The sequence below is a fragment of the Lysobacter sp. GQ73 genome (assembly GCF_059758755.1).
On the sequence record NZ_JCAXEE010000002.1, the window covers coordinates 139,178 to 163,265 of the forward strand.

Sequence of the window (24,088 nt, forward strand, 5' to 3'; positions counted from 1 at the left end):
CGGTGCCGCGGGCGGCGGCAACCGCGCAACGATGCTTTCCGCGGCCGGGCGCGCGCAACGATGCTTCCCACCGCGGCCGTAGGCGCGCGCCGGTGCGCCTGCCACGATCGGCACCATCGCCCTCCCCTTTCTCACTTCAAGGAATACCGAGATGACGCTTCTCGCAGGCAAAGTAGCCCTGGTCACCGGCGGCAGCCGCGGCATCGGCGCGGCGATCGCGCGCCGCCTGGCCGCCGACGGCGCCGACATCGTCCTGACTTACGCGCGCGCTGCCGAACAGGCCCAGGCGGTGGTCGCCGAGATCCAGGCCGGCGGCCGCCGCGCCCTCGCCCTCGCCGCCGACAGCGCCGACCCGCAGGCGGTGACCGCCGCAGTCGAACGCACCGTCGCCGAATTCGGCCGCCTCGACATCGTCGTCAACAACGCCGGCGTGTTCGCCTACGGCCCGTTCGAGGACGAAAGCGCCGAGTCTTACGAGCGGGTCATGGCGATCCACGTGCGTGCGCCGTTCGTGGCCGCCCAGGCCGCCTCCAGGCACCTGCCACGCGGCGGCCGCATCATCACCATCGGCAGTTGCCTGGGCGAAAGAGTCGGCGCGCCGAGCATGACCCTGTATTCGATGAGCAAGGCCGCGGTGATCGGCCTGAGCAAGGGCCTGGCGCAGGATCTCGGGGCGCGCGGCATCACCGTCAACGTGGTCCAGCCCGGCCCGGTCGATACCGACATGAACCCGGCCGACGGCGAAGGCGCCGATGCGCAACGCGCCGGCCTGCCGCTGGGCGAATACGGCCGCCCCGAAGACGTCGCCGCGACCGTCGCCCACCTGGCCGGCCCGGGAGGCAACTTCATCACCGGCACCGCGATTTCGGTGGATGGCGGGTTTTCGGCTTGAGAATGGCCACGTCCAGCCGTCATCTTCGCGCGGTCCAAGATGCCTGACTGCGCGGGGGCGACGGTAGGCGGGTGGTGCAACGACTCTCCCTCGTCATCTCCGCGAAGGCGCAGATCCAGAGACTTCAGCGCCATCCATCGATAGAACCGCGAAAACCGAGGCAGCAACAAGAACGCCGGGGATTTCGCCCCGGCGTTCTTCGTCATTCATGCTGCGCCGGGCGCTCGCCTCAGACTTTGTAGCCGGTATGGATCGCGCAGATGCCGGCGTTGAGGTTCTTGTAGTCGACGCGGGCGAAGCCGGCCTCGATCATCATCTGCTTGAGTTCGTCCTGCGGCGGGTGCTTGCGGATGCTCTCGGCCAGATAGCGGTAGCTCTCGCTGTCGTTGGCGAACAGCTTGCCGAGCTTCGGCAATACGTTGAACGAATGGAAGTCGTAGATCGGCTTGAACCAGTCGGCCTTCACTTCCGAGAACTCGAGCACGCGCGCCTGGCCGCCTACCTTGAGCACGCGCAGCATCTCGCGCAGCGCGGCGTCCTTGTCGGTGACGTTGCGCAGGCCGAAGGCGATGGTGACCAGGTCGAAGCTCGCATCCGGGAACGGCAGGGACTCGGCGTTGCACTGCACGTACTCGAAGCCGGAGACGAGCCCCTGGTCGGTCATGCGGTCGCGGCCGACCCGCAGCATTTCGCGGTTGATGTCGCCCAGCACGATGGTGCCGCGGTCGCCGACGCGGTCGCGCAGCAAGGCGGCGATATCGCCGGTGCCGCCGGCCAGGTCGAGCACGCGATCGCCGCGGCGGACCTGCGCGGTCGCGGTGAAATAGCGCTTCCAGACCCGATGGATGCCCAGGCTCATCAGGTCGTTCATCAGGTCGTAGTTGCCGGCGACCGAGGAAAACACTTCGCCGACCAGCTTGCGCTTCTCGCCCTTGGGGACGTCGCGGAAACCGAAGTGGGTGGTGTCGGGCTTGGGGGTCTGTTCGCTCATGCCGGGATTATCGCATGCCCGCCGGCCGGGCTCGGTCGCGGGCCCGATCGCGCGGCCGCACCGGCCGGGTCGCCAAGGGCTCACCAAGCCCCGCCACCGACAAACTCGCGCCAGCGACCGGCCCGCCTGCGCCATGGCCGGCCGCGCCGGGCTCTGCGAGAATCCGGCCATGACCGCCCCGCTGACCTGGCACGCCAAGCCCTTCCGCGAACTCGCCACCGACGAGCTTTACGAGCTGCTGCGGCTGCGGTCGCAGGTATTCGTGATCGAGCAGAACTGCGTGTATCTCGATCCCGACGGCAAGGACCGAGACCCCGGCGCGGTCCACCTGCTCGGCCGCGCGCCCGACGGCGCGCTCGCGGCTTATCTGCGCATCCTCCCGGCCGGGCTGAGCTATCCGCAGGTCAGCTTCGGCCGCGTGCTGACCGCACCGGCGCACCGCGGCCAGGGCCACGGCGGGCCGATGATCGAGGCCGCGCTGATCGAGATCGAACGGCGCTGGCCCGGCGCCGACGTGCAGATCGGCGCGCAGGCGCATCTGCAAGACTATTACGGACGTTACGGCTTCGAACCCGCGTCCGCGCCCTATGTCGAGGACGGCATCCCGCATATCGACCTGTTGCGGCGCCCAGACCGCTGATCCCCCGCGGCGCAGGACGAACCGCCGGCCAGCGACTCGACCGGGGCGCGCCGCCGCGCCAGACTGGACGCCATCGAACCGGAGCCTTCCATGATCGCCACGCCCGACTACCGCGCCCTGCTCAAGACCGCCGTCGCCGAGGCCCGCCAGGGCCTCGCCGAAGGCGGCATCCCGATCGGCGCCGCGCTGTACCACAACGACGGCCGCCTGCTCGGCTGCGGCCACAACCGCCGCATCCAGGAGAACGACCCCTCGGTGCACGGCGAAACCGACGCCTTCCGCAAGGCCGGTCGCCAGCGCCGCTACCGCGACACCATCATGGTCACCACCCTGGCGCCGTGCTGGTACTGCAGCGGCCTGGTGCGCCAGTTCAACATCGGCACCGTGGTGGTCGGCGAGTCGGTCAACTTCAGCGGCGGCGTCGACTGGCTGCGCGAGAACGGGGTCAAGGTGATCGACCTGGCCGACCAGGAATGCATCGAGATGCTCGGCGGCTACATCGCCGCGCATCCGGACGTGTGGAACGAGGACATCGGCGAGGACTGAGGCGCGCGCGGCGCGTGCGGCCGCTCGCGTTGCCGCACGCGCGCGGGTGCAAGCCGGCGGCGGCCGGTGCAGAATCCTTCGCAATGCGCCTGCCGCCGACCGACGTCCACATCCGCCCCTATCTGTTGAGCGACTGGCCGCGCCTGTGCGACATCCACGACCGCGCGCGCCTGGACGAACTGCGGCGCAGCGCCGACGTCGCCGCGTTCCGCAGCCTGGCGCGCACCGCGCACAGCGAAGGCCTGTTCGACGGCCGCCTCGACGTGGCCTCGATCGACACCGTCGTGCAGGGCTTCGTCGCCTACCAGCGCAATTCCTTGAACTGGCTGTACGTGCATCCGGACTACCACCGCCGCGGCCTCGGCCGTCGCCTGCTGCGGCACGCGCTGGCCGAGGCCGGGCCGGTGGTGACGACCCTGGCGCTGGCCGGCAACGAACCGGCCCTGCATCTGTATCGTTCGGAAGGTTTCGTCGAAATCGAACGCCGTCCCGGCTGGCTCGCCGGCAGCGAACAATTCCCCACCATGGGCGTGCTGCTCGAACTGCGCCGCTGATCAGACCGGTTTCATCACCATCAGCCAGAAGATCGCCATCACGCCGAGAAAAGCCGGCCAACCGAGCCAGAACCACCAGCGCATGGTGCGCCGGTAGGCCTCCGGCAAGGGCGCACCGAGCGCCGCCGCTTCGGCCGCCAGGCGACGCGCGCGCGCCTGCAGCCACAACACCGGCAGCCAGCAGGCGCCGACCACGAAGAACAGCAGCAACGCGGTCTTCAGCCAGAACACCGAGAACGGGATGCCGAGCCGCCAGGTCAGCCACATGCCGCTGACGAACTGCACGATCACCGCCGGCGCGGTGAAACAGGCATCGGCGATCACCACCGTGCGCGCGGTCTCGGCGATCACCTTGGGGTCGCCGCGCCGGTGCGCGATCCAGAAAAAGAAGGCGATGCCCAGGCCGGTGCCGAACAACAGGGTCGACGACAGGATGTGGATCCACTTCACCCACAGGTAGTCCATGCTCACCTCCGGTCCGCGAGTACCCAGGCCACCGCGAGCGCCGGCAGCACGAGCAGATTCTTCGCCAGCCCGCCCAGCGGGTCCAGCCACTGCGCCGGCAGCAACAGGCCGAAGGCGAGCGTGTAGGCGAGCACGCACAGTCCCATCCACCCAAGCACCGGGCGCGGGCGCCAGCCGGCCAGCAAGGCCAGCGCGAGCAGCGCGTCGAGCGAGGCGGTCGCGCGCGCCAGCGGCACCGGATGCCAGGCCTGCATCGGCGTCCCCGCGACCAGCGCTTCGATGGCCGCCGCCGGGGTCAGCCACCCGGCCACGGCCGAGATCAGCCACAGCGCGACGATGGCGATGCGCAAAGTCGGCGCCAGGAAATACAGCTGCGCCTGCCAGCGGTCCTGGACCTGGCTCGGGGTTGCCCCAAGCGCGGTCTCGAGATCGCGCGGCGCGTGGCCGAACGCGGCCTGCAGGCGCGCGGACGCGTCGGCGCCGGTGACGTTGCCGCGCCGGAGCATCCGCCACATGGTCTCGCCGACCGGGCCGCGGCCGAGCCGCTCGCCGATGCCGACCTGAAAAGACACCAACGGCTCCGGCACCGCGATCGCGGCGTTGCCGTCGATGCGCAGCCAACGCCGCCAGGTGGTCTGGTAGTCGCGCAGGGACATCGCCTGCGGCGCGCCGACCTCGAAAACGCCGCGTTGCTCGCCCGCGGCGGCGAGCGCGGCGAGCGTGCCGAGGTCTTCGGCCGAGACCGGCTGGATCGCCCAACGCCCGTCGCCCGGCAGCAGATGCCAACCCGGAAACGCCGCCAGCGCGCGCAGCAAGGAGGTGCCTCCGTAGGAGCCGGACGCGGCATAGACGATCGACGGCCGCAACACCACCGCCTTCAACGGCAGGGCGAGCAGGAGCTCATCGAAACGATGCTTGGAGGCGATGAAGGCGCCGTCCTCGGGTTCGCCGAGCGCGGAGATCTGCACGAAACGCAGGCCGCCGGCGGCGACGCAGGCCTGGGCGAGCGCGAGCGGCCCGTCGACGTGGATGGCCTGGAAGGTCTGGGCGCCGGTCTCGCGCAGGATGCCGGCGACGTTGATCACCGCGTCCACCCCGTGCAGGGTCTCGCGCCAGGCTTCCGGCGTGGTCATCCTGGTCAGGTCGGCCGCGCGCTCGTCGGCGTGCAGGGCACGGCCGCTCGCGCGCACTCCGCGCATCACCTGCCAACCGCGCTGGCGCAAGGCGGCGATGATGTAGCCGGCGAGAAAGCCGTTGGCGCCGAGCACCAGGGCGGTGCCGGCCACGGTGGAGCGCGATGCTTCAGTCCCTGAGGCGGGTGCGGTGTCGTCCATGGGGCGTCACGTTAGCAGAGCATGCGCGATGCCGGATCGCGGCCTGTCCGGCCGCCCTCACTCCAACCCTCTCCCGTCGACGGGAGAGGGGCTAATGGCTGCGTCGCGCTCGATTCCTTCTCCCGCTTGCGGAAGAGGCTCAGGGTGAGGGCACGTTTGACTGGCTGTACCAACACTCAAGAACTGAGTTCGTGCCGTCCCCCGCCCTCAATCCCGCTCCAATCGACGAAAGAGCGAGAGAAGAGCTTCAGAGGATGTAACGGCTCAAATCCGGGTCCTGCACCAACTCGCCCAGGTGCTGATCGACATAAGCGCGATCGATGCTCACCGCCTGGCCGCCGCGGTCCGGCGCCTCGTAGCTCAGGGTATCGAGCAGGCGTTCGAGCACGGTGTGCAGACGACGCGCGCCGATGTTCTCCTGGCGCTCGTTGACCTGCGCGGCGATCTCGGCGAGACGGTCCACCGCGTCGGCGGTGAATTGCAGGTCCACGCCTTCGGTCTTGAGCAGCTCGATGTACTGGGTCGTCAGCGACGCCTTCGGTTCGGTCAGGATGCGGACGAAATCGTCCTTGCTCAGCGCACCGAGTTCGACCCGGATCGGGAAGCGCCCCTGCAGCTCCGGGATCAGGTCGCTCGGCTTGGCCAGGTGGAACGCGCCCGAGGCGATGAACAGGATGTGGTCGGTCTTGACCGAGCCGTACTTGGTGCTGACCGTCGAGCCCTCGACCAGCGGCAGCAAATCGCGCTGCACGCCTTCGCGGCTCACATCGCCGCCGCTCATACCGGCTTCGCTGCGCTTGGCGACTTTGTCGATCTCGTCGATGAAGACGATGCCGTGCTGTTCGCAGGCCTCGATCGCGGCGGCGCGCACGTCGTCTTCGTTGACCAGCCTGGCCGCCTCCTCTTCGATCAGCTGCGGACGCGCGGCCTTGATAGTCAGGTGCTTCTTGTGGGTCTTGCCGCCGGACACCTGCGAGAACATCTGCCGCAGCTGCTGGCCCATTTCCTCCATGCCGGGCGGCGCCATGATGTCGACGCCGACGTTGACCGAGGTTTCGATCTCGATCTCGCGCTCGTCGAGGTCGCCGGCGCGCAACTGCTTGCGCAGCTTGGCGCGGGTGTCGCTGTCGGGCGCGCTGGTGTCCTGCGCCGGGGTCTCGGAACCGAAGCCGAAACCGCCCGGCACGCGCTTGGGCAGCAAGGCATCGAGAATGCGGTCCTCGGCGCGGTCCTCGGCCTGGGTGCGCACGCGCACCTTGGCCTGTTCCCGGTACAGCTTGACCGCGGTGTCGGCGAGGTCGCGAATGATCTGCTCGACGTCCTTGCCGACGTAGCCGACCTCGGTGAAGCGGGTGGCCTCGACCTTGACGAACGGCGCGTTGGCGAGCGTCGCGAGGCGGCGCGCGATCTCGGTCTTGCCGACGCCGGTCGGGCCGATCATCAGGATGTTCTTGGGCATGACCTCGTTGCGCAGGTCGTCGTCGAGCTGCATGCGGCGCCAGCGATTGCGCAACGCGATCGCGACCGCGCGCTTGGCCGCGTGCTGGCCGACGATATGGCGGTCGAGCTCCTGCACGATTTCGCGGGGCGTCATGGTGGCGTGACTGTTGTCGGGTTTCATAGAGATAAGAAGTGAGTTGAGAAGGGTGAGGAGTGAGCGGATGCGCTACGAACGGGAAACGAAGAGGAATGGTCCTACCTACTCTTCACTTCTCTGCAATCGTTGCTACAGCTCCTCGACCACCACATTGCGATTGGTGTAGATGCACACGTCGCCGGCGATGTTGATCGCTTCGGTGGCGATGGTGCGCGCGTCGAGCTGGGTGTGCGCGGTCAGCGCGCGCGCGGCCGACAGGGCGTACATGCCGCCGGAACCGATCGCGATGATGCCGTCCTCGGGCTCGATGACGTCGCCGGTGCCGCTGATGATCAGCGAGGTTTCCTTGTCGGCGACGGCGAGCAGCGCTTCGAGCTTGCCCAGGCGGCGCTCGGTGCGCCAATCCTTGGCCAGTTCGACCGCGGCGCGGGTCAGCTGGCCGTGCTTTTCGAGCTTGGCTTCGAACAGCTCGAACAAGGTGAACGCATCGGCGGCGGCGCCGGCGAAACCGGCCAGCACCTGGCCGTCGCGGCCGAGGCGGCGCACCTTGCGCGCGTTGGATTTCATGACGGTGTGACCGAGCGTCACCTGACCGTCGCCGGCGACCGCGACGCGCCCGTCGCGGCGCACCGAAACGATGGTGGTGGCGTGAAAAACAGTGGGGTTCTGACTGGGGTCCATGTGACCTCCTGGATACTGAAGTCCTGGATGGGGGCGCCGGACGACTAGTCAAGCCCCGGGGGGCGAGGAGCGGGCGAAGAGGAACAGCGAAGGAACGAGCGCAGAGTAACGAGCAACGCGTCGCGTTCAGCGCAGCCCCGCCGCGCCCGCGCAAAGGGGGGGCAGCCCCCCTCCTCGCTACTCGTTACTCGCTACTCGTTACTCGTTACTCCTTACCCGGCTTGCGCTTGGCCCGCGGATGCGCCGCGTCGTAGACCTTGGCCAGGTGCTGGAAATCCAGGTGGGTGTAGATCTGGGTGGTGGCGATGTCGGCGTGGCCGAGCAGTTCCTGCACGCCGCGCAGGTCGCCCGAGGATTCGAGGATGTGGCTGGCGAAGGAATGCCGCAGCAGATGCGGATGCACCCGCTTGAACAGGCCCTGGCGCTGGGCGAGCTGGCGGATCCGCAACTGCACTGCGCGCGGCGTGATCGGCCCGCCGCCGCGCCCGGGAAACACCTGCGCCTCGTTCGGCGCGCCGGTCGAGGCGCGCCACTCGCGCAACGCCGCGCGCGCGTGCGAGCCCAGCGGCACGCTGCGTTGCTTGCTGCCCTTGCCGAGCACGGTGACCAGGCCGTCGTCGAGGTCGAGGTCGCGCCAACGCAGGGCGCACAACTCGCTCAGGCGCAGGCCGGAGGAATAGAACAATTCGAGCAGCGCGCGGTCGCGCAAACCCAGCGGCACGTCGGTCGGCACTTCGACCAGGGCCTTGGCCTCGTCGGGATCGAGCACCTGCGGCAGCTTGCGCGGCGCCTTCGGCGCGCGGATCGCCGCGGCCGGGCTCGCCGCGAGCGCGCCCTGCTTGACCTGCCATGCGTAAAAACTACGGCACGCCGACAAACGGCGCTGCAGGCTCTTGGGGGTGAGGCCGCGCCGATGCTCGGCGGCGATGAACGCGCGCAGGTCTTCCGCGTTCAATCGAAGCAGCTCGCCGCGGCCGCTGTGTTCGCACCACTGCGCCAGGGCCTCGAGATCGCGCCGGTAGGCGTCGAGGGTATGCGCCGACATGCGGCGCTCGACGCTCAGGTGATCGAGGAAGGCCTGGGGGGTGCTCATGGCGAACCGGCAGCGTGTCGGCGCGGATCGCGTCCGCGCGCTCGCCTCAGTCGAACCGCCTCAACGCGACCGCCAGCGACTCGCCCATCATGCGCAGGAACAAGGTGCCCATGCCGGGGAAGAAGCGGTTCGCATCGCGGCTGCCCACGGCTATCAGGCCGGTACCGGGCAGCGCCAGCAAGGCGGTGGACTGCACTTCTTCGGCGCGATCGCCGTACAGCACCAGGTGTTTTTCCGGCTGCAGGCGGCCGCACAGCGGCTCGCCGTCGCTCAAGGCGTCGCGGAACGGCTGCAGGCGCGCGTCGCTCTCGGGAATGACCTGCAGCCAGTCGCTGTCGCCCAGGCCTTCGATCGGCTCGAACACGACCAGGCGCACCAGGTCGCCGTTGAAATCCTCGGCCAGGCTCGCCGCCATCGCGCGCAAGGTGTCGGCGGCGCTGACCTGGCGCAACAGCGCCAGGGTCAGTTGATGAGTGCGCACCGCCAGGCGTTCGTTCTCCTGGGCGTTGCCGAACAGCTCCTGCAGGCGTCGCGACAGTTCGCGGTTCTTGTCGCGCAGCACTTCCAGTTGGTAGCTCGCCAGCGACGCCGCCGAACCTTCCTCGCGCGGCACCACCAGGCTCATCGACAGATCGGGAAACTGCTGCAGGAACCGCGGATGACGACGCAGCCAGTTGGCGACTTCGTGGGCGCTGTACTTGTCGCTGGCTTGCTCGCTGAACTTGTCGCTCATCGGTTCCACTCTCCTTCGAACACGAAAGCCGCCGGGCCGGCCATCGACAGCGTCGCCGCGTCGTCGGGCCAGGCGATGCGCAATTCGCCGCCGGGCAGTTGCACGGCCACGTCGCGGTCGATCAGGCCGCGCCGGATCAGCACCGCGACCGCGGCGCAAGCGCCGCTGCCGCAGGCCAGGGTCTCGCCGACGCCGCGCTCGTAGACCCGCAGGCGGATGCGGTCGCGTCCGATCACCTGGGCGAAACCGACGTTGGCCGATTCCGGAAACGCGTCGCTCGACTGCAACAGCGGAGCGATGCTGTCGAGCGGCGCGGCGTCGACGTCGTCGACCTCGATCACCGCGTGCGGATTGCCCATCGACACCGCGCCGAAACCGATCACGGTATCGTGGATGTCGACCACGTATTGGTCCTGGCTGGCGCTGTAACCGCGCATCGGGATGCGCGCCGGCTCGAAGTCGGGCCGGCCCATGTCGATGCGGTAACGGCCGTCGCCGAGCGCCCAGACCGCGTGGCGGCCGGCCGGGCTGTCGACGGCGAAGCTGCCGGCGCCGGCGGTGGCCCCGTCGCGGACCAGCCAGGCGGCGATGCAACGGGCGCCATTGCCGCATTGCTGCGAACCCGAGCCGTCGGCGTTCCAGATCCGGTAGGACGCGACCGCGCCCTCACTGAGCGGGTCTTCGACGGTCAGGATCTGGTCGCAGCCGACACCGAAATGGCGGTCGGCCAAGGCGCGGCACAGCTCGGCGCCCGGTTCGGGCGCGCCGCCGCGCAGGTCGAGCACCACGAAATCGTTGCCGGCGCCGTGCATCTTGCTGAAGCGCAGCGGCGCGGCCGCGCCGGTCGCGGACTCAACCATCGCCTTGCGGCACCGGCTCGGCGGGCTTGGCCGGCTCGGCATCGTCCTTGCCGTCGCCGTCCTTGTCCTGCGCTTCGGGCTCCTTCGCGCCTTCGGCGGCCGGCTGCGCGCTGTCGAGCGGCGGCAGGGTCGGCAGCGAGGTCTTGGCGTTCGGGTCGGCGGCGACCGGCGGATCGTTGGCGGTGGAAATGGTCACCGGCACTTCGCCCGGCTTGGCCACGGGCGCTTCCTGCGGCGCGGGCTCGGTCGGCAGGACCAGCGGGCCCTTGTTGCCGCAAGCGGTCAGGGCGAGGGTCAGCGCGGTCAAAACGAGAAGCGTTGCGATGCGTGCATTCATGGGCGAAGTGTAGCCCGCAGTCGGCGCCGAAACGAACCCGTCCGGGGCCGCGTCGAGCGGCGCAGGTTCAGGCGGGGCCGGGGCCCGCGTCGGCCGCGCTCAGGCCCGCGGCGGTTCCGGCCGGCGCCACAACCAGACCGCGACGACGGTCATGATCGCAGTCCCGGTCGTCGCCATCCACAGCTTCGGCGAGGTCAGGAACATGACGACCGAAGAGGCCGCCATCATCGACACCGCCAACCATTTGGAGCGCCGGCTGACCGCGCCATGCCGCTCCCAGTCGCGGATCACCGGCCCGAAACGGCGGTGGCCGAGCAACCAGGCATGCAGGCGCTCGGAGCCGCGCGCGGCGGCGAAGGCCGACAGCAGCACGAACGGCACGGTCGGCAGGCCCGGCACCACGATGCCGATCGCGCCCAGGGCCAGGCTGACGTAGGCGAGCAGCCGCCAGGCCCAGCGGAACCGGCCGGGGCGGGCCTTCGACGCCCCCCCGCCCTCGCCGGCATCCGCGGCGGGCGCGGGCGCGGGCGAGGGCTCGGGGTCGGCAGGCGGCGGAACAGGCATGGCGGCAGTATGCGGCGGTCGTGAGGCGTCTGGTGTGGACATGGCGGGTGCGGCCGCGGCTTTCGGTGCGCGCGGCCGGCGCAAACGACGACGGCATCGTGGCAGGCGCCGCCGGTGCCGTCGAATCGAGCGCGGGCGCTTACTTCAGCGAGGGCCCGGTGCCGACCTGGAGCTGATCGAGCATGAACGCGTACATCTCCGACTGCTCGCGGAAGCGGCGGAAACGGCCCGACTTGCCGCCGTGGCCGGCCTCCATGTTGGTGCGGAACAGCAGCGGCTGCTTGCCGGTGTCGATGTCGCGCAGACGCGCGACGTACTTGGCCGGCTCCCAGTACTGCACCTGCGAATCCCACAGGCCGGTGCCGACGAACATCGCCGGATAGGCCTGGGCCTTGAGGTTGTCGTACGGCGAATAGCTGAGCATGTAGTCGTAGTAATCCTTCTTCTCCGGATTACCCCACTCGTCGTACTCGTTGGTGGTCAGCGGGATGCTCGGGTCGAGCATGGTGGTGACCACGTCGACGAACGGCACCTGCGACAGGATCACCCGGTACTGTTGCGGCGCCATGTTGGCGATCGCGCCCATCAACAGGCCGCCGGCGCTGCCGCCGTAGGCCGCGACGCGGTCGGGCGCGGCATAGCCGGCCTTGACCAACTCGGCGCTGACGTCGATGAAGTCGGTGAAGGTGTTCTTCTTGTTGAACAGCTTGCCGTCGTCGTACCACTTGCGGCCGAGTTCCTGGCCGCCGCGGATGTGGGCGATCGCATAGACCATGCCGCGGTCGAGCAGGCTCACCACGGTGCTGTTGAAGCCCGGGTCGGTCGAGGAGCCGTAGCTGCCGTAAGCGTACTGCAGCATCGCCGCCTTGCCGTTCTTCTCGAAGCCCTTCTTGTAGACCAGCGACACCGGCACCTTGACGCCGTCGCGCGCGGTCGCCCAGAAGCGCTCGGTCACGTACTTCTCGGGGTCGTAGCCGATCACCGGCTGCTGCTTGAGCAGCCTGCGCTCGCCGGTCCGGGTGTTGAGCTCGTAGGTCGTCGCCGGCGTGGTCATCGAGGTGTAGGTGTAGCGCAGCCACGGCGTGTCGTGCTCGGAGTTGGTCGCCAGGCCCATCGAGAATGCGGGCTCGTCGGCCTTGACGAATTCCTCCTTGCCGTCCTTGCCGATCAGCCGCAGGCGCTCGAGCGCGTTGGACCGCTCGGCCACCGCGGTGAAGCCGTCGAACAGCTCGAAACCTTCGATGAAGACGTCGTCGCGGTGCGCGACCCAGTCCTTCCACTCCTTGCGCGAACGGGCGCCGTCGGCGGCCGTCACCAGGCGGAAGTTCGGCGCCGGCTGGCCGTCGGCGCCGGGCGCGTTGGTGCGGATCACCCAACGGCCGTCGAGATGATCGGCATCGTATTCGACGTCGCGCTCGCGCGGCGCCAGCACCACGAACTCCTTCGGGTCGGCGGCCGGCGCGCAGCGCGCCTCGCTCGACACGGTGCTGTGCAGGCTGATGCAGATGTAGGCATCGTCGCGGGTGCGGCCGATGCCCATGTAGAAGCTGTCGTCCTTTTCTTCGTAGACCAGCACGTCGGCCGAGGCCGGCGTGCCGAGCACGTGCTTCTTGACCCGGACGGTCAGCAGGGTCTCGGGGTCGTTCTCGACGTAGAACAGAGTCTTGTTGTCGTCGGCCCAGACCAGGTTCGGCGACACGTCGTCGATGACGTCGGGATAAATCTCGCCGGTGACCAGGTTCTTGAAGCGGATCTTGTACTGGCGGCGGCCGACCGCGTCGTCGGCCCAGGCCAGGATCCGGTTGTCCTGGCTGACCTCGTAGTCGCCGACGTTGAAGTACTGCTTGTCCTTGGCCATCGCGTTGACGTCGAGCAGGATCTCCTCGGCGCCGTCCATGCTGCCCTTGCGGCGCGCCTGGATCGGATAATCCTGGCCGGTCTCGAAGCGGGTGTAGTACCAGTAGCCGCGCTCGCGGTACGGCACCGAGCTGTCGTCCTGCTTGATGCGGCCGACGATCTCTTCGTACAGGGTGTCCTCGAGCGGCTTCAGCGGCGCCATGACCGCATCGACGTAGGCGTTCTCGGCCTTGAGGTAGGCCAGCATCTCGGGGTTCTTGCGCTTGTCGTCGCGCAGCCAGTAGTACTCGTCGCTGCGCTCGGCGCCGTGCGGCGCCTTGACCTGGTGCGGCTTCTTGGCCGCGTCGGGCGGGTTGGGCAGCACGGCTGCGGTGGCGGAAAGGGTCGTGGTCATCAGGAGCGTGGCCGCAAGCGTGATTAGGGTCGGTTTCATATTGGGTCCGATATCGGGATGCGCAACCGCGCAACCGCAAGATTCAGGCTGAGGGCAGGGTTCGGGGCGACGCCCCCCGGACCGGCGCAGACGACGACGGGCGCCTGGGCGCCCGTCGGGTCATGCTGCGGCCGGCCGGCCCGTCACTTGGCCAGCTGTTCCCACAGGAAGGTGAAGGCCAGTGCGTTCATGTGCGCCTGCTGGGCGTTGTTGGCCGCCCCGCCGTGGCCGCCTTCGATGTTCTCGTAGTAGCGCACGTTCTTGCCGGCATCGAGCATCTTCGCCGCCATCTTGCGCGCATGGCCCGGATGGACGCGGTCGTCCTTGGTCGAGGTCATGAAGATCACCGGCGGGTACTCGCGCTTGGCGTCGAACAGGTGGTACGGCGAGAAGCCCTGGATGAACGACCAGTCGGCGGTGTCCGGGTCGCCGTACTCGGCCATCCACGAGGCGCCGGCCAGCAGGTGGCTGTAGCGCTTCATGTCGAGCAGCGGCACCTGCACCACGACCGCACCGAACAGGTCCGGGTATTGGGTCAGCATGTTGCCGGTGAGCAGGCCGCCGTTGCTGCCGCCCTGCACGCCCAGGTGCGGGGTGCTGGTGATCTTGCGCGCGATCAGGTCCTGGCCGACCGCGGCGAAGTCCTCGTAGGCCTTGTGGCGGTTGGCCTTGAGCGCGGCCTGATGCCAGCGCGGGCCGTACTCGCCGCCGCCGCGGATGTTGGCGACCGCATACACGCCGCCCTTCTCCAGCCAGCCCTTGCCGATGCCGCCGGAATAGCTCGGGGTCAGAGAGATCTCGAAGCCGCCGTAGCCGTACAGCAGGGTCGGCGCGCTGCCGTCGAGCTTGAGATCCTTCGGCCGCACCAGGAAGTACGGCACGCGGGTGCCGTCCTTGCTCTTGGCGAAGTGCTGTTCGATCACGTGCCTGGACGCGTCGAAGAAGGTCGGCATCGTCTTCAGCACTTCCGGCGCCTTGGCGTTCTTGCCGACCTCGCCCATCGCCAGGGTGCTCGGGGTCAGGTAGTCGCTGGCGCTGAGCCAGACCGCGTCGCTTTCGTCGGAATCGACCGCGCCGACCATGACCGTGCCGAAGGTCGGCGCGCCGGCCAGGGCCTCGCGCTTCCACTCGCCCTCGCCCGGGGTCAGCACGGCGAGCTTGTACTTGACGTCGTCGAGCACGTTGAGGATCAGGTGGTTGCGCGTCCACACCGCGTTCGCCAACGAAGTCGTCTCGGTCGGTGCGAACAAGGTGGTGAAGTCGCGCTTGCCGGCCTGGAAGTCGTCGAACTTGATCGCGATCAGGCTGCCCGAGGCGTACTTCTTGCCGCCGGCCTCATACGGATCGCGCAATTCGGCGATCAGCCATTCGCGATGGACGTACTTGTTGGCCGAGTTCGGCAGGTCGATCTTGCTCAGCTTGCCGTCGGCGCCGCGCAGGTACAGCTCGTCGTTGTAGAACGCGAGCGTGCGCTGGACGAAGTCGCGCTCGAAGCCCGGGGTGTGGTCGTGCGTCGCGCCGATCATCATGTCGGTCGGCTGGCCCTCGTAGACCAGGCTGGCCGAGGCCATCGGCGTGCCGCGCTTCCACAGCTTGACCACGCGCGCATAGCCCGAGGTGGTCATCGAGCCGGGGCCGAAATCGGTGGCGACGTAGACGTGGTCGCGGTCGATCCAGTTCAGGCTGCCCTTGGCTTCGGGACGGAAGAAACCGTCCTCGACCCAGGCCTTGGTGGTCAGGTCGAACTCGCGGGTGACGTCGGCATCGGAGCCGCCGCGCGACAGCGCGACCAGGCAGCGCTGATAGTCCGGGCGCAGGCAGTCGGCGCCGTGCCAGACCCACTGCTCGTTCTCTTCGCGGTTGAGCGCGTCGAGGTCGATCACGGTCTCCCACTTCGGCTGGTCCTTGCGGTACTCCTCGAGCGTGGTGCGGCGCCACAGGCCGCGCTGGTGCTGCGCGTCCTTCCAGAAGTTGTAGTAGTAGTCGCCGATCTTCTCAACGCCGGGGATCTTGGCGTTGGAATCGAGGATCGCGCGGATGTCGGACTCGAGCTTTTTGAATTGCGGGGTCGCCGCGAGCTCGGCTTCGGTCTTGGCGTTGCGCGCCTGCACCCATTCGAGCGAGCGCTTGCCCTCGACCTCTTCGAGCCAGGCATAGGAATCGTTCATGGCGGCCTCCTTGGCGGGTGCGGCACCGGAGGCCGAGGCGGCGGCGATACCTGCTGCGAACAGCAGGGATTGACAGGTCTGCGACATCGAGGACATGGCTCATCCGGTGCAAAGGAAGGCCGTCACGCTAGCACAGGGACGCGCGGCCGCCGCCCTGTCCAAGGTCATGGAGGGAGTTGCCGGGTTTGGCGCGTTGCGAGGCCGCCGAAGGGCCGCGGCGCGGCCTCGAAGCAGGCCGCAGCGGCGCCCGCGGCCGGCCGCTGTCGGCCGGCGGTCGGGCCGGTAGCCGAAGCCCGGCGGCGGGCCGGTGGCGAAGGCCGCCGGTTCAGGCGGCGCGCGGCAGCGGGCGCGCGATCACCGCCGTACGGGCGCGGCGGCGGGCCTGGACCGCACCGCGGCGGCGAAGGCGCGGTGCCGGGGCAGTTTCGGCGTCTCCGGCCCGGCGCCAGGACGGCAGGCGGAAGCGGTGCAGCGCCCACCAGGCCACGGCCGGCATCGCGACCAGCCACAGCGGCAGCCAGCCGATCGCGCCATGGCTGCCGCGTGCGGCCGGCAGCATCAGCACCAACAGGCTGCCGATGGCGAGGGCGTAGCGCAGGGCGGTGTCGAGGTCCGCGCGGACGGCATCGGCGGAACGGTCGGAAGGCGTGCTGACGGTCATGTCCAGACTCCGAAAACGGGCGTAAGTGTCGGTGAGGCCACCTTCCCGCCGCACCGTCTCAGAGGCTGCGATCTTCGTTGCCGCTCATCGGCGCGCCGTCCGTGCCGCGCGCCGGCTTTGCGCTGTGCCGGGTCTGGCGGCTCGGCCCGGCCGAGACTCAGTAACCGGCCTTGTCGAGCGCCTTCTCGGCCTCTTCGCGGCCCAGCGCGATCAGTTCCTTGGCCCGCCAGAATTCGTAGAACTGGCAGGCGTCGCGCGGAATCCGGATGACCAGCTCCGGCGGGTCCAGGGCCAGCTGCACGCGCGCGATCTGCGCCTGCATCATGTCGAGCGAGCGCGCCATCAGTTCGCTGAAACCCAATTCGTGCGGCGGCTGTTCCCCGCTCTGGCCCTCGTCGGCGCCGCGCCGGAACCAGCGCATCAGCATCGAGGGTTTCGACTCGCCGACCTCGCTGCCCGGCGCCTTGGCGCCGTTCTGCAGCGCGAGCGCGCCGGGCGGCCGCTCCGGCCAGCCGTGCATGTCGACCGCGATCAGCCGGTGCGCATCGGACAAACGCGTGGCCGCGATCGGCAACGGCGCCAACAGGCCGCCGTCGACCAGTTCGCGGCCGTGCAACTCATAAGGAGGGAACACCCCCGGGATCGCGATCGATGCGCGCACCGCGTCCCACAGGTCGCCTTCGCGCAGCCAGACTTCGCGCTGGCGGATCAGGTCGACCGCGACCGCGGTGAACTCGATCTCCAGGTCTTCGATGCGCGGCTCGCCGGTCAGTTCGCGCAGCGCGTGCATCAGGCGCTCGCCGCGGAACAGGCCCGGCTGCCCCAGGCCGGGGTCGAGCAGGCGCAGCATCGCGGTACGGCTCATGCCGTACAGCCAGTCGCGGTAGACCTCGAGCTTGCCGGCGGCGAACAGGCCGCCGACCAGGGCGCCGCTGGACGAGCCGGCGACCGCGACGATGCGCATCGAGCGCGCCTGCAGCGCCTCGATCACCCCGATCTGCGCCAGCCCGCGGGCACCGCCCGCGCCGAGCACCAGGGCGACCGGTTCGTCGCGGGAAATATGCGGGGCGTCGGCGCCGGGCATCAGCGTCCGTAGTTGCTCAGCGCCAGTTCCAGCATCGACTTGGCCTGCTCGCGCAGCACCACCGGCTCGACGATCTCGGCATCGCTGCCGTAGTGCATCACGTCCATCAACAACTCGCGTCCGGCGCTGTACGGCACCTTCAGCTCGTAACGCCCGTCGGGCAGGAACCGGCCCTGCTGCTGCGAATGCCAGTGCTCGTCGGCGACCCAGCGCGCGGCCTTGGCGCTGAAGACGATGGTCGCCCAGCCCTTCGGCGCGCCGGAGAAGATGCCGTAGCTCGACGCCAGGTGCTGGTCGAGTTCGTCGTCGGCGACGTCGCGCGCGGCATCTTCGCCGACCTTGGCCGCGCTGATGCGGTCGACCGAGAAGCTGCGCAACGCATCGCGCTCGTGGTCCCAGGCGTCGAGGTACCAGTTTTCGCGGTAGTGAGTCAGGCGCTGCGGCGACACGCTGCGGCGGGTGCGCTGGTCGGTCGAGCGCGCCCGGTATTCGAACGTCAGCTGCTTGCGATCGAGCACCGCGGTGGCGACGGCGCGGAACGCGATCTCGTCGAGACGCCGGGTGCGGTGCGGAATCACCCGCACGCGCTCGACCGGCAGGCGGCGGCCGCCGGCATGTTCGTCGAGCAGCTTCTCGATGCGCTGCTGCAAGGGCGCGAGCGCATTCGACAGCACCCCGCCGCCGCTGCGCATCAGCAACTGCTGCGCGGCCAGCAGCGAGTGCAGCTCTTCCGAGCTCAGCCACAGGCCGGGCAGTTCGAAGCGGTCGCCTTCGCTGGTGTCGTAGCGGAAGCCGGCCTCGCCGTTGCCGACCACCGGCGCCATCAGGTAGTCGCGCAGGTAGGCCAGGTCGCGGTAGACAGTCGCGCGCGAACACTCCAGATCCTCTTGGAGGCGCTGGACCGTGACCGGATACCGGGCTGCGGTGAGAATCCGGTGCAGTGCGTGGATGCGTTCGATACGTTCCATGTCGGCGATGTCTAGTGGATTCGGTGGGGTCGCAACTAGCATGGCACCGGCCGCTGTCCGGCCGCCACCATCGAACTTGGGGATCGTACGTGATCGAGCCCGCAATATCCGCAACGCCGCCCCCGGCGCCGCGGTTACCGGCCGATCGTAGCGCCCGGCAGGCCGGGCCGGCACCGGAGCGGGCCGGCCGGGTCGCAGCCCGCCTGCGTGCCGACACGGGACCTGCGCGTGCTTGCGCGGACGAGGCCCAGGAACGACAACTACGGCAGGGTCGACAACTTTCGAACGGGCCGGCCGGCGGCACCGGCACGACTCCCCGCGACCGATGACCGACCGATGAGCTTGCGACGATGCCGGTGGCGAGGCCGGCGGTCGGGACCAGTATCTGGATCGCAGCGCCGGCGCAGTAGTGACATTAGACACCCATGCGGTCGCAACCGCTGCGACTGCGCGAGCCCGCCGGCCGCCACGGCCGCAAGTCCGATCACAAGACCTGCACAATGTTGCAGTGCGATGGCGCCCGGACGCACAGGCGCGGATTTCGCGCAAGCTCGCGGCGACACGCCCAGGTAGGCACAATGCCGCCATGCGAAAGCGCGCTCCCGAAGAGCCAGCCATCGACTTGTCGCCCTCGCCCGGCGACGAGGTCAAGACCACGACCTGTTACATGTGCGCCTGCCGGTGCGGCATCAAGGTCTGGCTCAGCGACGGCCGGATCCGTTACATCCAGGGCAACCCCGATCATCCGGTCAACCAGGGCGTGCTGTGCGCCAAGGGTTCGGCCGGCATCATGCAGCACTACTCGCCGGCGCGGCTCGACAAGCCGCTGCTGCGCGTGGGCGAACGCGGCAAGGGCGAGTTCCGCGAGATCGAGTGGGACGAGGCGCTGCGCATCGCCGCCGACTGGCTCGCGCCGATCCGCGAACGCAACCCCGACGAGCTGGCCTTCTTCACCGGCCGCGACCAGTCGCAGGCGCTGACCGGGTGGTGGGCGCAGCAGTTCGGCACGGTCAACTACGCCGCGCACGGGGGCTTCTGTTCGGTGAACATGGCCGCCGGCGGCCTCTACACCCTGGGCGGTTCGTTCTGGGAGTTCGGCGAGCCCGACTGGGAGCATTCGCGTTATCTGATGCTGTGGGGCGTGGCCGAAGACCACGACTCCAACCCGATCAAGCTCGGCCTCGGCAAACTCAAGGCCAGCGGCGCGAAGATCGTCGCGGTCAATCCGGTGCGCAGCGGCTATGGCGCGATCGCCGACGAGTGGATCGGCATCCGGCCCGGCACCGACGGCCTGTTCGCGTTCGCCCTGATCCACGAACTGCTCAAGGCCGACCGCATCGACCTGGACTATCTCGTACGCTATACCAACGCGCACTGGCTGGTGATCCGCAATCCCGGCGGCGCCGACGACGGTCTGTTCGCGCGCGACGGCGAAGGGCGTGCGCTGTGTTGGGCGCGAGAGCTGCCTGGCGGCGCGAGCCAAGCCCGCGCCCTCCCCGCCGACGCGATCGACATCGCGCCGGCCGTGGTCGGCGAATACGTCCTGGCCGACGGCCGCCGCGCGGTACCGGTATTCCATCTGGTCGCCGAACGCTACCTCGACCCGCAGTACGCACCCGACACGGTCAGCGAACGTTGCGGCATCCCCGCCGACACCATCCGCCGCATCGCCCGCGAGCTCGCCGAGGCCGCGTTCGAACAAGCCATCACCCTGCCGATCGCCTGGACCGACGCCTACGGCCGCCAGCACGCCGAGATGACCGGCCGCCCGGTCAGCATGCACGCCATGCGCGGCATCAGCGCGCACAGCAACGGCTTCCACACCTGCCGCGCGCTGCACCTGTTGCAGTTGCTGCTCGGCGCGGTCGACACGCCGGGCTCGTTCCGCTATCAGCCGCCGTTTCCGAAACCGATCCCACCGCCGAACCGGCCGGGCAAGACCCGCCAGCCCAACGGCGTGCTCGACGCCGCCCCGCTCGGCTTCGTCCACGGCCCCGAGGATCTGGTCGTCGATGCGCACGGCCAACCGCGCCGGATCGATCACGCCTTCTCCTGGGCCTATCCGCTGTCGGCGCACGGCATGATGCATACCGTGATCCGCAACGCCTGGGCCGGCGACCCGTACAAGATCGACACGCTGATGATGTTCATGGCCAACATGAGCTGGAACTCGGCGATGAACACCGGCGAGACCATCGGCTGGCTCACCGACCGCGGCGAAGACGGCGAGTACCGCATCCCGCGCATCATCTATGCCGATGCCTACGCCTCGGAGATGACCGCCTACGCCGACCTGGTCCTGCCCGACACCACCTATCTCGAACGCTTCGACGCGATCAGCCTGCTCGACCGGCCGATCTCCGATGCCGACTCGGCCTGCGACGCGATCCGGCATCCGATCGTCGACTCGGCGACTCAGCACCTGGGCGGCGACGACAAGCCACGCGACGTGCGCGGCTTCCAGTCGGTCCTGCTGGAACTCGGCGCGCGCCTCGGCCTGCCCGGCATGGTCCACGACGACGGCAGCCCGCGTTACCGCGACTACGCCGACTACATCGTCCGCCACGAGCGCGCGCCCGGGGTCGGCCTGCTCGCCGGCTGGCGCGGCGAACACGGCGAACTCGAAGCCAAGGGCCCGCCGAACCCGCAGCAGTTGCAGCGCTACATCGACCACGGCGGCTTCTGGCGCAGCCATGTGCCGGAGTCGGCGCGCTATTACAAGATGGCCAATCGCGATTATCTGGACTGGGCGCAGAAGATGGGCTTCATCGGCCATGCCGACCCGATCGTGCTGCAGTTGTATTCGGAGACGATCCAGAAGTTCCGCCTCGCCGCGCAAGGCCATGGCGCGCAGCGACCGCCGCCGGCGCATCGCGAACGCGTGGCGACTTACTTCGATCCACTGCCGATCTGGTACGAGCCCTTCGAGGGCGCACAGGTCGATCAGGTCGAGACGAAATTCCCGCTCAGCGCGGTGACCCAGCGGCCGATGTTCATGTACCACGCCTGGGGCTCGCAGAATGCCTGGCTGCGCCAGATCAGCGCGCGCAACTATCTCTATCTGCATCCGGACACCGGTGCGCGCCACGGCATCGTCGACGCCGACTGGGTCACTATGGAATCGCACCACGGCCGCATCACCGTGCAGGCGCGTTACGCCGCCAACGTGCAGGCCGATACGGTCTGGACCTGGAACGCGATCGGCAAGCGCCGCGGCGCCTGGCGCCTGGCCAAGGACGCGCCGGAAGGCCGCCAAGGCTTCCTGATGAACCACCTGATCTCCGACATCACCCCGAAAGGCGACTACGCCAATGCCGACCCGGTCACCGGGCAAGCGGCCTGGTTCGACCTGCGCGTGTCGATCCGCAAGGCCGAGGCCGGACAGGCCGAACGCGGCGTGTCCGAACCGCAGTTCGCGCCGCTCGCGTTCGCCGAAGCCGGACCCGGCCCGCTGCGCTATGGCGCCGAGTTCCGAGCGGACCGCGCACGCCGCGCAGGAGGCGAGCATGAGCCGGATTGAAACAGCGATGGGCCGCGACCGCGCCGGGCTCGCCGCAACCGGCAGGGAGCGCGACCGATGAGGAGCGCGCGTCTGTTCGCCGGCTGGCTGTGCATCGCGCTCGGCTTCGGCCTGGTGATTCTGCTCGGGCTCGGCGTCTTCGATCCGACCCGGGACGCCGCCGCGCACGCAACTTCGGCCACGCCGGTGTTGATCGCGCTGATGCCGAGCGTGGCGGTCGGTCTGACCGTGTTCGCCCTGGGCCTGTGGTTGCTCGCTACCGGAAAGAAGAAACGATGACCGATCTGCCGCCGCCGTCGAAGAAAAAGCTCGGCCTGGTCATCGACCTGGACACCTGCGTCGGCTGCCATGCCTGCGCGGTGAGCTGCAAGGAATGGAATGCCGGCGGTTTCGCCGCGCCGCTGACCGACGAGCGGCCTTACGGCAAGGACCCGTCGGGCATCTGGTTCAACCGCGTGCACAGCTACGAGGTCGCCGCGGGCGAGCCCGCGCCGGCGAGCGAGCGCGCCGAGGCGATGCCGCTGGCCGACCCGGTGCGCGGCTGCGGCGAAGCCGCGGCGCCGCAACCGGCGATGACCCTGCACTTCCCGCGTTCGTGCCTGCACTGCGAACAACCGGCCTGCGTGACCGTGTGTCCGACCGGCGCGAGCTACAAGCGCGCCGAAGACGGCATCGTGCTGGTCGACGAGGACAAGTGCATCGGCTGCAAGCTGTGCTCCTGGGCCTGCCCCTACGGCGCGCGCGAATACAGTCCGGTCGAAGGGGTGATGAAGAAATGCACCCTGTGCATCGACCGCATCTACAACGAGAACCTCGACGAGTCCGAACGCCAGCCGGCCTGCGTGCAGGCCTGTCCGACCCGGGCGCGGCATTTCGGCGACCTCGGCGATCCCGAATCCAAGGTCTCCAAGCTGGTCGCCGAACGCGGCGGTGTCGACCTGATGGCGCAACTGGGCTATCAGCCGACCAACAAGTACCTGCCGCCGCGCCCGCGCCGCGCCGCGCCGGGCGAGGCCGCGCCGCCGCCGGAAGCCCTGGACGCCGCAAAGCTGCCGCCGGTGCTGCGCTGGCTGGACCGGATGCTGTCGCGATGACGCCCGCTCTGCCGTACCGGAGCCATAGCTGATGCATCCCGCGTTTTCGGTCATTTTCTTCACCGCCTTGTCCGGCGCCGGCTACGGCCTGATGGCCTGGCTCGGCGCGTTCGTGCTGGTCCAACTCGGCGGCGGCGATGCGCTGCCGCCGCGCAGCCTGGCCGTGGCCTTGGCGCTGGCGCTGATCCTGGTCAGCATCGGCCTGCTCAGCTCGACCCTGCACCTGGGCAAGCCGATGCGCGCCTGGCGCGCATTCTCTCAATGGCGCAGTTCGTGGCTGTCGCGCGAAGGCGTGATGGCGGTGGCCACCTACGTGCCGGCATCGGCATTGCTGGCGTGGGCCTGGCTCTCGGGTGCGCCGGGCGAAACCGGCAGCGTCTGGCCGGCGAGCGTCTGGCCGGCGATCGCGGCCGGCGCGCTGATCGTCGGCGCGGCGCTCACCGTGGTCTGTACCGCGATGATCTACGCCTCGTTGAAGCCCATCCCGGCCTGGCGCCATCGGCTGGTGGTGCCGGCCTATCTCGCCTTCGCCGCGCTCGCCGGTGCCGCCTTGCTGGCGGCCCTGCCCGGCACGGGCGATATCGCCCGTGCGGCGACTTTCGGGTTGATTCCGCTGGCGCTGGTCACCGCCGCGATCAAGCTGGGCTACTGGCGCGACATCGACCGCACCCCGCTCACCGTCACCCGCGGCGATGCGGTCGGCCTGCCGCAGCGCGAACTCGACGTGTTCGAGCGCCCGCATACCGAAGACAATTATCTCACCCGCGAGATGGGCTATGTGCTGGCACGCAAGCACGGGCCCAAGCTGCGCCGGATCGCGCTGGCCCTGTTCGCGGCCGTGCCGGTGGTCCTGAGCCTGATCGCGCTGGCGCTGCCGGCGGCCGCGGCGATCGCGATGCCGCTCGCGGCCTTGTCGCTGCTGACCGGCACCCTGGTCGAGCGCTGGCTGTTCTTCGCCGAAGCCCGTCATCTGGTGACGCTGTATTACTGAGGCGATTACTGCGGCGCGGCCACGC

General features: G+C 69.2%; 23 protein-coding genes. 8 read left to right on the top strand and 15 right to left on the bottom strand.

Going from position 1 to position 24,088, the window contains the following annotated elements; translation table 11 throughout:
• Positions 1-151: 151 nt before the first annotated feature.
• Positions 152-892 (top strand): SDR family NAD(P)-dependent oxidoreductase, encoded by a 741-nt coding sequence (locus AC6CH2_RS05540; protein ID WP_498268319.1) that lies wholly within the window; start codon positions 152-154, stop codon positions 890-892.
• Between the two features lie 229 nt (positions 893-1,121).
• On the opposite strand, the gene ubiE is transcribed toward AC6CH2_RS05540, so the two are convergent.
• Positions 1,122-1,883 (bottom strand): bifunctional demethylmenaquinone methyltransferase/2-methoxy-6-polyprenyl-1,4-benzoquinol methylase UbiE, encoded by a 762-nt coding sequence (gene ubiE / locus AC6CH2_RS05545; RefSeq protein WP_498268320.1) that lies wholly within the window; start codon positions 1,881-1,883, stop codon positions 1,122-1,124.
• Between the two features lie 169 nt (positions 1,884-2,052).
• Between ubiE and AC6CH2_RS05550 the strand changes: the two genes are divergently transcribed.
• From AC6CH2_RS05550 to AC6CH2_RS05560, 3 genes are all read left to right on the top strand, one after another.
• Positions 2,053-2,523: a GNAT family N-acetyltransferase gene (locus AC6CH2_RS05550; protein WP_498268321.1), complete on the top strand. Its 471-nt coding sequence runs from the start codon at positions 2,053-2,055 to the stop codon at positions 2,521-2,523.
• Positions 2,524-2,613: 90 nt separating this feature from the next.
• On the top strand, positions 2,614-3,069 hold the full coding sequence (locus AC6CH2_RS05555; RefSeq protein WP_435396755.1) for a nucleoside deaminase: 456 nt from the start codon (positions 2,614-2,616) through the stop codon (positions 3,067-3,069).
• A gap of 83 nt (positions 3,070-3,152) precedes the next feature.
• Entirely contained in the window at positions 3,153-3,623 is a 471-nt protein-coding gene (locus tag AC6CH2_RS05560) for a GNAT family N-acetyltransferase (protein ID WP_498268322.1), read from the top strand.
• Here the strand turns inward: AC6CH2_RS05560 and AC6CH2_RS05565 are convergent, their stop codons facing one another.
• From AC6CH2_RS05565 to AC6CH2_RS05630, 14 genes are all read right to left on the bottom strand, one after another.
• Positions 3,624-4,088 carry a DUF2269 family protein gene (locus tag AC6CH2_RS05565; protein WP_498268323.1) on the bottom strand — a complete coding sequence of 155 codons (465 nt, stop codon included), beginning with the start codon at positions 4,086-4,088 and terminating at the stop codon, positions 3,624-3,626.
• A gap of 2 nt (positions 4,089-4,090) precedes the next feature.
• Positions 4,091-5,422, bottom strand: a complete 1,332-nt coding sequence (locus AC6CH2_RS05570) for a DoxX-like family protein (RefSeq protein WP_498268324.1) — start codon at positions 5,420-5,422, stop codon at positions 4,091-4,093.
• Positions 5,423-5,669: 247 nt separating this feature from the next.
• Positions 5,670-7,016: an ATP-dependent protease ATPase subunit HslU gene (gene hslU / locus AC6CH2_RS05575; protein ID WP_498268325.1), complete on the bottom strand. Its 1,347-nt coding sequence runs from the start codon at positions 7,014-7,016 to the stop codon at positions 5,670-5,672.
• 132 nt (positions 7,017-7,148) lie between these two features.
• Positions 7,149-7,700, bottom strand: coding sequence for an ATP-dependent protease subunit HslV (hslV, locus tag AC6CH2_RS05580; protein ID WP_435396760.1), 552 nt, complete (start codon positions 7,698-7,700; stop codon positions 7,149-7,151).
• Positions 7,701-7,905: 205 nt separating this feature from the next.
• Entirely contained in the window at positions 7,906-8,793 is an 888-nt protein-coding gene (xerC, locus tag AC6CH2_RS05585; protein WP_498268326.1) for a tyrosine recombinase XerC, read from the bottom strand.
• Between the two features lie 46 nt (positions 8,794-8,839).
• A complete protein-coding gene (locus tag AC6CH2_RS05590) occupies positions 8,840-9,526 on the bottom strand; it encodes a DUF484 family protein (RefSeq protein WP_498268327.1) in 687 nt (228 codons plus the stop codon).
• Positions 9,523-10,386 carry a diaminopimelate epimerase gene (gene dapF / locus AC6CH2_RS05595; protein ID WP_498268328.1) on the bottom strand — a complete coding sequence of 288 codons (864 nt, stop codon included), beginning with the start codon at positions 10,384-10,386 and terminating at the stop codon, positions 9,523-9,525. Before dapF ends, AC6CH2_RS05590 begins: the two co-directional genes overlap by 4 nt.
• Entirely contained in the window at positions 10,379-10,723 is a 345-nt protein-coding gene (gene lptM / locus AC6CH2_RS05600; RefSeq protein ID WP_498268329.1) for an LPS translocon maturation chaperone LptM, read from the bottom strand. Before lptM ends, dapF begins: the two co-directional genes overlap by 8 nt.
• Positions 10,724-10,822: 99 nt before the next feature.
• Positions 10,823-11,287: a YbaN family protein gene (locus tag AC6CH2_RS05605; RefSeq protein WP_498268330.1), complete on the bottom strand. Its 465-nt coding sequence runs from the start codon at positions 11,285-11,287 to the stop codon at positions 10,823-10,825.
• A 139-nt stretch (positions 11,288-11,426) separates the two neighbouring features.
• On the bottom strand, positions 11,427-13,577 hold the full coding sequence (locus AC6CH2_RS05610; RefSeq protein ID WP_498268331.1) for a S9 family peptidase: 2,151 nt from the start codon (positions 13,575-13,577) through the stop codon (positions 11,427-11,429).
• A 143-nt stretch (positions 13,578-13,720) separates the two neighbouring features.
• On the bottom strand, positions 13,721-15,841 hold the full coding sequence (locus AC6CH2_RS05615; protein WP_498268332.1) for a prolyl oligopeptidase family serine peptidase: 2,121 nt from the start codon (positions 15,839-15,841) through the stop codon (positions 13,721-13,723).
• Positions 15,842-16,070: 229 nt separating this feature from the next.
• Complete coding sequence (locus AC6CH2_RS05620) at positions 16,071-16,304, bottom strand: hypothetical protein (RefSeq protein WP_498269091.1); 234 nt, start codon at positions 16,302-16,304, stop codon at positions 16,071-16,073.
• A 259-nt stretch (positions 16,305-16,563) separates the two neighbouring features.
• Positions 16,564-17,490 (bottom strand): patatin-like phospholipase family protein, encoded by a 927-nt coding sequence (locus AC6CH2_RS05625; protein ID WP_435396882.1) that lies wholly within the window; start codon positions 17,488-17,490, stop codon positions 16,564-16,566.
• Positions 17,490-18,458: a helix-turn-helix transcriptional regulator gene (locus AC6CH2_RS05630; protein WP_435396883.1), complete on the bottom strand. Its 969-nt coding sequence runs from the start codon at positions 18,456-18,458 to the stop codon at positions 17,490-17,492. The genes AC6CH2_RS05625 and AC6CH2_RS05630 overlap by 1 nt, the downstream gene beginning before the upstream one ends.
• Positions 18,459-19,044: 586 nt before the next feature.
• Here AC6CH2_RS05630 and AC6CH2_RS05635 point away from each other — a divergent pair.
• The 4 genes from AC6CH2_RS05635 to AC6CH2_RS05650 are packed head-to-tail and all read left to right on the top strand — an operon-like array spanning position 19,045 to position 24,063.
• Entirely contained in the window at positions 19,045-21,978 is a 2,934-nt protein-coding gene (locus tag AC6CH2_RS05635; RefSeq protein ID WP_498268333.1) for a molybdopterin oxidoreductase family protein, read from the top strand.
• A gap of 57 nt (positions 21,979-22,035) precedes the next feature.
• Entirely contained in the window at positions 22,036-22,257 is a 222-nt protein-coding gene (locus AC6CH2_RS05640; RefSeq protein ID WP_498268334.1) for a hypothetical protein, read from the top strand.
• The gene (locus tag AC6CH2_RS05645; protein WP_498268335.1) at positions 22,254-23,072 is read left to right on the top strand and encodes a 4Fe-4S dicluster domain-containing protein; all 819 of its coding nucleotides are present in this window, start codon (positions 22,254-22,256) and stop codon (positions 23,070-23,072) included. The genes AC6CH2_RS05640 and AC6CH2_RS05645 overlap by 4 nt, the downstream gene beginning before the upstream one ends.
• A gap of 31 nt (positions 23,073-23,103) precedes the next feature.
• Positions 23,104-24,063: a dimethyl sulfoxide reductase anchor subunit family protein gene (locus AC6CH2_RS05650; RefSeq protein ID WP_498268336.1), complete on the top strand. Its 960-nt coding sequence runs from the start codon at positions 23,104-23,106 to the stop codon at positions 24,061-24,063.
• The last annotated feature ends 25 nt before the right edge of the window (positions 24,064-24,088 follow it).